Origin of the sequence: Arthrobacter agilis (assembly GCF_002953615.1) — a bacterium.
GTDB lineage: Bacteria > Actinomycetota > Actinomycetes > Actinomycetales > Micrococcaceae > Arthrobacter_D > Arthrobacter_D agilis_B.
The window spans coordinates 505,533-515,494 of the sequence record NZ_CP024915.1; the positions used below are offsets into that span (position 1 = coordinate 505,533).

At 70.1% G+C, this 9,962-nt stretch carries 10 protein-coding genes; 3 read left to right on the top strand and 7 right to left on the bottom strand.

Features of this window, described 5'->3' with window-relative positions; genetic code table 11:
* Positions 1 to 763, bottom strand: a 763-nt coding sequence (locus CVO76_RS02465) for a uracil-DNA glycosylase (RefSeq protein WP_208740556.1), incomplete at its 3' end; no start/stop codon positions are given.
* Between the two features lie 122 nt (positions 764 to 885).
* Here CVO76_RS02465 and CVO76_RS02470 point away from each other — a divergent pair.
* Positions 886 to 1,179 (top strand): DUF3263 domain-containing protein, encoded by a 294-nt coding sequence (locus CVO76_RS02470; RefSeq protein WP_244186284.1) that lies wholly within the window; start codon positions 886 to 888, stop codon positions 1,177 to 1,179.
* Positions 1,180 to 1,221: 42 nt separating this feature from the next.
* Entirely contained in the window at positions 1,222 to 1,836 is a 615-nt protein-coding gene (locus CVO76_RS02475; RefSeq protein WP_133083155.1) for a LytR C-terminal domain-containing protein, read from the top strand.
* A 21-nt stretch (positions 1,837 to 1,857) separates the two neighbouring features.
* Here CVO76_RS02475 and CVO76_RS02480 read toward each other — a convergent pair whose 3' ends face one another.
* A complete protein-coding gene (locus CVO76_RS02480) occupies positions 1,858 to 2,529 on the bottom strand; it encodes a TM2 domain-containing protein (protein WP_208740557.1) in 672 nt (223 codons plus the stop codon).
* Positions 2,530 to 2,867: 338 nt separating this feature from the next.
* Between CVO76_RS02480 and groL the strand changes: the two genes are divergently transcribed.
* Positions 2,868 to 4,502 (top strand): chaperonin GroEL, encoded by a 1,635-nt coding sequence (gene groL / locus CVO76_RS02485; protein ID WP_133083157.1) that lies wholly within the window; start codon positions 2,868 to 2,870, stop codon positions 4,500 to 4,502.
* Between the two features lie 134 nt (positions 4,503 to 4,636).
* Here groL and CVO76_RS02490 read toward each other — a convergent pair whose 3' ends face one another.
* The 5 genes from CVO76_RS02490 to CVO76_RS02510 form a co-directional block, all read right to left on the bottom strand.
* A complete protein-coding gene (locus CVO76_RS02490; RefSeq protein ID WP_208740558.1) occupies positions 4,637 to 4,927 on the bottom strand; it encodes a WXG100 family type VII secretion target in 291 nt (96 codons plus the stop codon).
* Positions 4,928 to 4,989: 62 nt separating this feature from the next.
* Positions 4,990 to 6,552, bottom strand: a complete 1,563-nt coding sequence (locus tag CVO76_RS02495; protein WP_347876220.1) for a sensor histidine kinase — start codon at positions 6,550 to 6,552, stop codon at positions 4,990 to 4,992.
* A 10-nt stretch (positions 6,553 to 6,562) separates the two neighbouring features.
* A complete protein-coding gene (locus CVO76_RS02500; protein WP_133083159.1) occupies positions 6,563 to 7,273 on the bottom strand; it encodes a response regulator transcription factor in 711 nt (236 codons plus the stop codon).
* A gap of 59 nt (positions 7,274 to 7,332) precedes the next feature.
* Entirely contained in the window at positions 7,333 to 8,988 is a 1,656-nt protein-coding gene (locus CVO76_RS02505) for a DNA repair helicase XPB (protein ID WP_208740559.1), read from the bottom strand.
* Positions 8,981 to 9,962 (bottom strand): helicase-associated domain-containing protein (locus CVO76_RS02510; protein WP_208740560.1); only part of this gene is annotated, 982 nt, incomplete at its 5' end. The genes CVO76_RS02510 and CVO76_RS02505, both read right to left, overlap by 8 nt.

A 9,962-nucleotide genomic window follows, 5' to 3' on the forward strand; every position in this document is an offset into this window, starting at 1 on the left:
GCTGGGCGAGGAGCTCGTTGACGCGGCTGAACGGCCGCGAGCCGAAGAACCCCCGGGACGCCGACAGCGGGCTGGGGTGCGCGGACTCCACCGTGGGCGTCGGCCCGAGCAGCGGCTTCAGGCGGAGCGCGTCCTTGCCCCAGAGGATGGCCACGAGCGGACCGCCGCGGGCCGCGAGCGCCCGTATCGCCGCGTCCGTCACGTGCTCCCAGCCGAGCCCCCGGTGCGAGGCGGTCTCGCCGGCACGCACCGTCAGCACCCGGTTGAGGAGCAGGACGCCCTGCTCGGCCCACCCCGACAGGTCACCGGTCGCAGGCGGAGCGGTGCCGGTGTCCGAGGCCAGTTCACGGTAGATGTTCGCGAGGCTGCGGGGGATGGGACGCGTCGCGGGATCGACGGCGAAGCTCAGGCCCACGGCGTGGCCGACGGTCGGGTACGGGTCCTGCCCGACGATGACGACGCGCACGCTGTCCAGCGGCGTGGAGAACGCCCGGAGGATGGAGGGCGCATCGGGCAGCACGCGCAGCCCGCGGTCGAGGTCCGCCGCAAGGGCTTCGGCCAGCCGGTGGAGGACCGGTTCGACGGGCGCGAGCGCTGACGCCCAATCGGCCGGCACGAGGTCCGCGATGCCGGCGGGCGCCGCGAACGGGAAGACCGATGCGTTCGGCGACGGTCCCGGGCTACCGGAGCCCGCCGCGCGGGACGGCCCCGCATCGGAAGGAGCGTCGGGCAGGTCGAAGAGCGCGTCGTCGTCGTGCGTCATGGACCCATTCTCGCCCGCCTCTCCGGGACGCACTCCCCGAATGACACACGTGTAATTCCCTACTACCATGGAAAGACAGTCGTGCGAGGGAACGGAAGGTGGTAGTGGACATGGCGGAGCCGATGCGGCAGCCGGACGACTCCCCCTCCGGGCAGGAGGCCAGGCTGGCCCTGGGGGACCGCGAGCAGCGCATGCTGGCGCTCGAGCGCGAGTGGTGGAAGTACTCCGGCGCGAAGGAGCAGGCCATCCGCGACCTGTTCAACCTGTCCGCCACGCACTACTACCAGGCGCTCAACGCCCTGATCGACACGGAGGCCGCGCTCGCGCACGACCCCATGCTCGTGAAGCGGTTGCGTCGACTGCGGTCCACCCGCCAGAAGGCACGGTCCGCGCGCCGCCTCGGCGCGGACATCTAGTACTGCCCGCGACACTCGACGAGCGAAGGACCCTCCTCTTCCATGACTGACCACCCGCGGGACGAGTTCGACGCCGTCCCCGAGGCTTCCGCGCGCCAGGGTGTCCACCGGGAGAGGTTGGTGCCGGCCCGCTCGAGCGGGCTGGCCCTCAAGATCACCGTGGGGGTCCTGGCGCTGCTGATCGGTCTCGGCGCCTATTTCATCCTTCCCCGGCTCGGCTTCCCGGGGGGATCGGACGCGGCGTCGGGTCCGGCGCCGGCCACGAGCGGGGCTGCCGACGCGACGGCGGCGCCGACGGGGAGCGCCTCGGACGATCCCGAGGACGGGGCGACGGACGAACCGGACGCGGGCGCGTCCCCGGATGCGGAAGCGACCGACGGGACCGACCGGGCGCAGACGGTGAACGTGCTCAACGCCACGGGGGCTCCGGGACTCGCTTCCGTGGCGGCAGGGAGGCTCGCCGCCGAGGGCTGGACCTCGGCGATCCCGGGGAACTGGGCGGGAGCCCCGGTCGACTCCTCGGTGGTCTTCTACAACGGTGAGGCCCAACGGTCCGACGCCGAGGCGGTGGCCGCGGACCTCGGGATCACCGACCTGGTCGACACCCCGTCGGTCTCGCCCGACATCTCCGTGGTCCTCGGACCCGAATTCCAGTGATCCGCTGCAGGGCCGGAGCCATCAGTCCTTGAGGGGGATACCCTGCGCGTCCCGCCGGAACTGCCCGGATCCGACGAGGATCAGGATGCCCTCGACGAGGCCCCAGATGCCCGCCGCGATGGCGCTCAGCCCGAAGGTGAAGACCGCCCCGATGGTCGACATGAGGACCAGGACGACGCCGATCGTCGTGTAGCCGAGATAGAACCTGTGGACGCCGAGCGACCCGAGCAGGATCCCCAGGACCCCGGCGATCACCCGCGACTTCTGCGGACCGTACGGCTGCTGTCCGTAGGATCCCTGGCCGTAGCCGCCCTGCAGGTAGCCGCCCTGCGCGTAGGGCCCCTGGGACGGGCCGGGCCGGCCGTAGCCGCCGGAAGCGTAAGGGTCCTGGCCCGGGCCTGGCCCGCCGTAGCCGCCGGAAGGAGGGCCGGCCTGGGGGTACGGCGCCTGGGCGTACGGGTCCTGCGCGTGCTGGTTCGGACCGGAGGGCCCCTGCGCATACGTTCCCGGCTGGTAGGGGTCCTGGCCGGACGGCCGCTGCGGGAAGGGTGCCTGCCCCTCCGGGAACGGCTGCGCGTCGTCGCGCACCCGGTGGGGCGCCGGATCAGCGCCGAGGGGGCCGCCGCCGTCGGGGTTCGGGGTGCCGCGCTCGTCGGGCTTCCCGGAGTCAGGACCGCTTGCTGGCGTGGACACTGTGCCTCCCGTTCGTTCGTGTGCGCCCAATCTATGCCCTCGGCGGAATCCGCGCTACGGCCTGCGGCGGCACCGTGCTCCCGCCGTCCTGCAAGGGGGTGCGGAGGTCTCGGACAGGTTGCACTCGCACGGTGGGAGTGCTAATTATTGAGTTAGCACTCGCGCGCGCAGACTGCTAAGACTGCGCGTGGTGGGTGAAGCAGGCAAACCTCTGTGGTGGGGGTGGGGCTTCGAGCGTGAAAGAGATCGTTCAGGCGCTGCCCGGCCGTCGCGGGCACCACACGCAGGCAAGCATTCATGTGCTGAAATGCAACCGTCCCGAAAGGACCTAAGCCGTTATGGCCAAGATCATTTCTTTTGATGAAGAGGCCCGCCGCGGCCTCGAGCGGGGTCTGAACATCCTCGCTGACGCCGTCAAGGTGACGCTCGGCCCCCGTGGCCGCAACGTCGTGCTCGAGAAGAAGTGGGGCGCCCCCACCATCACGAACGACGGCGTGTCCATCGCCAAGGAGATCGAGCTCGACGACCCGTTCGAGAAGATCGGTGCCGAACTCGTCAAGGAGGTCGCCAAGAAGACGGACGACGTCGCAGGCGACGGAACCACCACCGCCACCGTGCTCGCCCAGGCCCTCGTCAAGGAAGGCCTGCGCAACGTCGCGGCCGGCGCCGACCCCCTGAGCCTCAAGCGCGGCATCGAGAAGGCCGTCAAGGCCGTCACCGACGAGCTGCTCGCCTCCGCGAAGGAGATCGAGACCAAGGAGCAGATCGCTGCCACGGCCTCCATCTCCGCCGGGGACAAGCAAATCGGTGACCTGATCGCCGAGGCCCTCGACAAGGTGGGCAAGGAAGGCGTCATCACCGTCGAGGAGTCGAACACCTTCGGCCTCGAACTGGAACTCACCGAGGGTATGCGCTTCGACAAGGGCTACATCTCGGGTTACTTCGTCACCGACGCCGAGCGCCAGGAGACGGTCCTCGAGGATCCCTACATCCTGATCGTCAACTCGAAGATCAGCAACGTGAAGGACCTCGTCGCCGTCCTCGAGAAGGTCATGCAGTCCGGCAAGCCGCTGCTGATCATCGCCGAGGACATCGAAGGCGAAGCCCTCGCGACCCTCGTGGTCAACAAGATCCGCGGCACCTTCAAGTCCGTGGCCGTCAAGGCCCCCGGCTTCGGTGACCGCCGCAAGGCCCAGCTCGCCGACATCGCCATCCTCACCGGTGGCCAGGTCATCGCCGAGGAGGTCGGCCTCAAGCTCGAGACCGCCACCCTCGACCTGCTGGGTACCGCCCGCAAGGTCGTCGTGACCAAGGACGAGACCACGATCGTCGAGGGAGCCGGCGACGCCGACGCCATCGCCGGTCGCGTGGCCCAGATCCGCGCCGAGATCGAGAACTCCGATTCCGACTACGACCGCGAGAAGCTGCAGGAGCGCCTGGCCAAGCTGGCCGGTGGCGTTGCAGTCATCAAGGCCGGTGCCGCCACGGAGGTCGAGCTCAAGGAGCGCAAGCACCGCATCGAGGACGCCGTCCGCAACGCGAAGGCAGCCGTCGAGGAAGGCATCGTCGCCGGTGGTGGCGTGGCCCTCATCCAGGCCGGAGCCAAGGCGTTCGCCAACCTGGAACTCTCGGGTGACGAGGCGACGGGCGCGAACATCGTCCGCGTCGCGATCGACGCACCGCTCAAGCAGATCGCCTTCAACGCCGGCCTCGAGCCCGGCGTCGTCGTCGACAAGGTCCGCGGACTGCCCGCCGGCCACGGCCTGAACGCTGCTACCGGCGTGTACGAGGACCTCCTCGCCGCAGGCGTCAACGACCCCGTGAAGGTCACGCGCTCGGCCCTGCAGAACGCAGCGTCGATCGCCGGCCTGTTCCTCACCACCGAGGCCGTCGTGGCCGACAAGCCGGAGAAGGCAGCTCCTGCCGGCGGCGGCGACGACATGGGTGGCATGGGCGGCATGGGCGGCTTCTAGCCCCCGCCGGCGCTCCACCGCGCACGCCCGAACGAGAAGGGTGGCACTCCCGAGGGGGTGCCACCCTTTCGTCGTCCGAGGCACGGACGGATGGCCCCGGACAGCCGTGGTGGCCCGGCGCAGGCGGCGAGGCGTCAGCCCAGGAACATGCGGGCGTTGTCCTGCTCGGCGTCGGCGTACTGCCGGGTCGCGAGGGAGAGCGCCGCGTTGATGCCGGCCAGGGATTCCTCGACCTGCTGCTGGGTCGCACGCCACTGCAGGACGAGCTGCTGGAAATTGCTGGCCGCCTGGCCTGTCCAGATCCCCTCGAGATCGCGCAGCCCCGCCTGCATCGAGTTCACCTCCGCCTGCAGCCTCGAGATGGTGCCCTGCACCTGGCTGCTCTTCGCCGCCAGGCCGTCGGTGTCCACGTTGAAGAAAGGCATTATGTGCTCCCGTGTGCTCGCGTTCCGTTGACGATCCGACGCTAGGGCACGGTACGGGGTGGTCAGCCGGCGTCGCCGCTCTTGTGGACAACCGGCCTGGTCGAGGGGGCCCGTGGAGGGATGATGCCATTCGAGTAGGCGTGTTCCTGGCCGGACCCCGGGGAGTCCTCCTCGGGCGCTGCGTCCTCCGACCCGTCGTCCGCCGGGAGGTGCGGGAGCCGGATGGACAGGGTGGCACCACCGCCGGGCGTCTCCTCCAGCCGGACGGTGCCGTCGTGCTGCGCGACGAGCGCGGCGACGATGGCGAGGCCGAGCCCCGTGCCGCCGGTCTCCCGGTGCCGGGAGCTGTCCGCCCGGTAGAAACGCTCGAAGACCTTGGCGGCGTCCTCCTCGGAGATCCCGGGCCCGTGGTCGCGCACCTCCAGGACGGAGTCACTGTGCCCGTGCAGGACCGGCGCGACGCCGACGGCGAGCTCGATCGGGGATCCCTCCGGCGTGTAGCGGAGTGCGTTGGTCATCAGGTTGGCGACCACCTGGCGCAGGCGTGCCTCGTCACCCCGCGAGGGCGCGGAGCGTGGCGCCCCGCCGTCGAGCCCGATCACCGTGACTGACCGGTCGGGGGCGGTCGCCCGTGCGTCGAAGGCGGCATCGTGCGCGAGCACCATGAGGTCCACGGGTCTCACCTCGAGGGGGCGCTGCTCGTCGATCCGGGCGAGCGTGAGGAGATCCTCGACGAGCTGGCCCATGCGGATGGCCTCGCTCTCGATCCGGCCCATCGCCGCGGCCACGTCCTCGTCCTTCTGGAGTGCTCCGTGCCGATAGAGCTCCGAGTAGCCACGGATGGTCACGAGCGGCGTGCGGAGCTCATGGGAGGCGTCCTCCACGAAACGGCGCATCTTCGTCTCCGACGCGGTCCTCGCCGCGAAGGCGCGCTCGATGTGCGCGAGCATGGCGTTGAGCGATCGCGACAGCCGGCCGATCTCGGTGGCGGGACGTTCGACGGCGACGCGGCGGGAGAGGTCGCCGGCTGCGATGGCGGCGGCGGTCCGCTCGACCCTGGCCAGCGGTGCGAACTGCCGGGTGACCGTGACGAAGGCGATGAGGGACGCGAGGGCGGTGGTCACCAGTCCCGACGTGAAGATGATCTCGGTCGATTCCTGCAGGGATTCGTTGACCGTGTTGAGCCGTGAGGCGATGGCCAGGTAGCCCTCGCCGTTGGTGAACGGGAAGACGCGGACACGCCACCCCTGGCTCGCCGGGTCCGTCCCCGGCACGTCGAGGCCCGATCCTTCGAGGTCCGCGATCCGCTCGGGCGTAAGGTCCCCGAGGTCGGGCACGTCCGCCGCGTCGGAGGACTGGTTCTCGGCGAGGATGGTGGAGTCCCGGTCGAGGATCGCCGCGTAGTACCGCAGGACGGTCCCGTCATCGGCGGGTACCTCGGAATAGATGGTCTCCGAGACGACCTTCGCGTTGGCCAGGATGTCGGCGTCGACCCGGTCCACGAGTCCTTCGCGCAGGAGGGACACGGTCGCCAGGCCCGTGATGCCCACCGTGACGATCATCAGGAGCATGATGATCGCGACGAGCTGCGAGCGGAGGGACGCCGCACTCCAACGCTTGACCAAGGGGGCGGCGCTACCGCTTGTCGGCGGTCCGGAGCAGGTAGCCCACGCCGCGCTTGGTCTGGATCAGGGCCACGGCATCCGGGTTCCTGTCGATCTTGCGGCGCAGGTACGAGATGTAGGACTCGACGATGGACGCGTCCCCGTTGAAGTCGTACTCCCACACGTGGTCGAGGATCTGTGCCTTCGACAGGACGCGGTTCGGGTTCATCATGAGGTAGCGCAGCAGCTTGAACTCGGTGGGGGAGAGGTCGATGACCTCGCCGCCGCGCCGGACCTCGTGCGCGTCGTCGTCGAGTTCGAGGTCGTCGACGCGGATCACGGCGTCGTCGTCCTCGAGCGGGTGGGTGCGTCGCAGGACGGCGCGGATGCGCGCGACCACCTCGTCGAGGCTGAACGGTTTGGTGACGTAGTCGTCCCCGCCGACCGTCAGGCCGGTGACCTTGTCATCCGTGTCGTCCCGCGCCGTCAGGAAGACGACGGGGAAGTGCCGGCCGGCGGCGCGCAGCCGGCGGGTGACGGTGAATCCGTCCATGTCGGGGAGCATGACGTCCAGGACGGCGAGATCCGGGTTGTGCGTCTCAGCCGCCGCGAGGGCGTCGCGTCCGTTGCCGGCGGCGACGACGTCGAAGCCGGCGAACCGCAACGATGTCGACAGGAGTTCGCGGATGTTCGGTTCGTCGTCGACGACCAGCAGTTTCGCTTCGGGGCCCGTTTTCTTCACGGCACCAGTATCCGCGCGTTGTCTGTGAATTGTCTGTACCATTCCGGTGAGAACGCTCGTCAGTCTCTGGGCTCCTTGTCCCCGATCGAGGAGGCGTCGAGGATCCGGTACGCGTAGCCCTGCTCCGCCAGGAAGCGCTGCCTCTTGGCCGCGAAGTCCTGGTCCAGGGTGTCCCGCGCGACGACCGTGTAGAAGCGCGCAGCGCGGCCGTCGGTCTTCGGCCGGAGCAACCGGCCCAGGCGCTGGGCCTCCTCCTGCCGTGAACCGAAGGACCCGGAGACCTGGATCGCCACAGAGGCCTCCGGCAGGTCGATCGAGAAGTTCGCGACCTTCGAGACCACGAGCACGTGGATCTCGCCCGCACGGAAGGCGTCGAACAGGCGCTGGCGTTCCTTCACGGAGGTCTCCCCCTTGATCACGGGGGCGTCGAGCCTCGCCGCGAGGTCGTCGAGCTGATCGATGTACTGGCCGATCACCAGAAGCTGCTCGCCCCTGTGCCCGGCGACCAGCTTCTCCACCACGTCCGACTTCGTGTCGGACGTCGCACACAGCCGGTACTTGTCGGCGTCGTCGGCCATGGCGTAGGCGACCCGCTCGTCCCGCGGCAGGTCCACGCGGACCTCCACGCAGTCGGCCGGGGCGATGTAGCCCTGTGCCTCGATGTCCTTCCACGGGGCGTCGTACCGCTTCGGTCCGATGAGCGAGAACACCTCGCCCTCCCGGCCGTCCTCACGGACGAGGGTGGCCGTGAGGCCGAGCCGGCGGCGCGCCTGGAGGTCGGCCGTCATCTTGAAGATCGGCGCGGGGAGCAGATGGACCTCGTCGTACACGATGAGGCCCCAGTCGTTCGCGTCGAGCAGTTCGAGGTGCGGGTACAGCCCACCGCGCCTGGTGGTGAGGACCTGATAGGTCGCGATCGTCACCGGACGCACCTCCTTGACGGCGCCGGAGTACTCGCCGATCTCCTCCTCCGTCAGGGACGTGCGCTTGAGCAGCTCGTCCTTCCACTGCCGGGCGGAGACCGTATTGGTCACGAGGATCAGCGTGGTGGTCTGGCTCGTGGCCATGGCCGCAGCGCCCACGAGGGTCTTCCCTGCGCCGCAGGGCAGGACGACGACTCCCGAGCCGCCCGACCAGAAGTTCTCGACGGCGAGCTGCTGGTAGGGCCGCAGGGTCCAGCCGTCCTCGTCGAGCACGATCGGGTGCGGTGTCCCGTCGACGTAGCCCGCGAAGTCCTCGGCGGGCCAGCCGAGCTTGAGCAGCAGCTGCTTGAGCTGTCCCCGCTGCGACGAGTGGACGACGACGGTCTCGCCGTCGATCCTCGGTCCGAGCAGGGGTTGGATCTTCTTGGCGTGCAGAACCTCCTCGAGCACCGGGTAGTCGGTGGTCCGCAGGACGAGGCCGTGCTGCGGGTCCTTCTCGAGGCGGAGCCGTCCGTAGCGCGACATCGTGTCCTCGATGTCGATCAGGAGGGCGTGCGGCACCGGGAAGCGGGAGTACTTCAGCAGTGTGTCGAGGACCCGTTCGGCGTCGAGCCCGGCCGCGCGCGCGTTCCAGAGCCCGAGGGGCGTCAGCCGGTAGCTGTGCACGTGCTCCGGCGCCCGCTCGAGCTCGGCGAAGGCGGCGATGGCATGGCGCGCCTCGGTGGCCTGCTCGTGGTCGACCTCGAGCAGGATGGTCTTGTCACTCTGGACGATCAGCGGCCCGTCAACCATCTGCGGGACTCCCTTCGAGGATTTCCACGTCCATCACGCGATGCACGGACACGACTTTCTCCACCTGGTGCTCGGGGTCGAACACCCGCAGGCGGCCTCCCGATACCGAGAGGGGAACAAGGACCTGGCGCACATGATTCCCCTCGCTGTCCGCGGTGCCGAGGCGGATCCTGCTCCGGGACCGGATGGCTGCGCGGAGGGTCTCGAGTCCCAGGAGGGTCTCGCTGTCGGTACCGGTGGCGACGTCGGCAGGGCCCGGGCGCGCGGAGCGCAGGACGGCGAGCTGGGCGTCGAGCTCCTCCTCCGCGACCGACCACGGATTGAGCCGTGACCTCAGCTGGTCCGGCGGGACGCGCGCGGGCGCCGCCGGTCCGGCGGGAGGCGTCCTGCCCGCGGCGGCCACGGCGTCCGACGCCGGCGAGAAGCCGAGGTCCCGCAGGAGCGCGGCCAGTTCGTGGGGGGAAGCGGGGGAGACCAGGACGGTCGGCGCCACCTGGACGACGCCGAGCACGGCGGCCCGCGGATCGGCCAGCACCGTCGCGACCACGGCGTCGTCGTCCGTGCTCACGTAGCTGCCGGCCCGCCCGACCCGGAGGCTGCCGTACCGCGACGCGGTGTCCTCGACGAGGTAGGAGAGCGCCTGCGGGATCTCGGTCGCGGAGTGCTCGTGTAGAAAGGCGAGGATCGAGGAGGCGTCCTCGCCGGAGTCGAGGGCGGAACGGATCGACTCCGCGGAGAAGCGGTAGGTGGTGGCCGGCCCCTGTCCCTCGGGGGTGGACATGCGCAGGAGCCCGCGCGCCACCTCGGGCTGCAGGTAGCCGGGAGCGACGGCGGTGAGGTCCGCCTGCAGGACGACGCGGGACACCGGATCGGGCAGGGCCTCGCGGATGACCCGGCCGGCGTCCTCGAAGCGGCCGGCCGCGACGAGCCCGCCCACGTCCGTCAGGGCTCCGCCGCCGGTCAGTCCCAGCGCT